The 260-nt window shown below is 55.0% G+C and carries 1 protein-coding gene; it reads right to left on the bottom strand.

The window, feature by feature from the left end; translation table 11 throughout:
• Positions 1-260: site-2 protease family protein (locus ACRHNM_RS17180; protein ID WP_431137862.1), on the bottom strand; the 260-nt coding region annotated here is incomplete at both ends.

Here is a 260-nt window from a genome sequence, read left to right as displayed (position 1 = left end):
CCAGGGTTTGGGCGGCTCGTTCATCTGCTCGGAATCCATGCTCTCGTCGATCATCCCGGCAATTTTCACATACCCCCCGAGCGGGAGCCAGCCGATGCCGTAAACCGTTTCGCCGATCTTTTTCTTGAAGAGCGAAAACTTGATGTCGAAAAACAGGTAGAATTTCTCGACCCGGGTCTTGAAAGCCTTGGCAGGCAGGAAGTGCCCCATTTCGTGCAGCACGATCAGGAGCGACAGGCTGAGGAGGAATTGCAGGGCTT

It is taken from the genome of Psychroserpens mesophilus, from assembly GCF_050617655.1.
Lineage (GTDB): Bacteria > Bacteroidota > Bacteroidia > Flavobacteriales > Flavobacteriaceae > Psychroserpens > Psychroserpens mesophilus_A.
The sequence above is the reverse complement of the archived record's forward strand: the minus strand, read 5'-3'. Positions and strand labels throughout refer to the sequence as shown.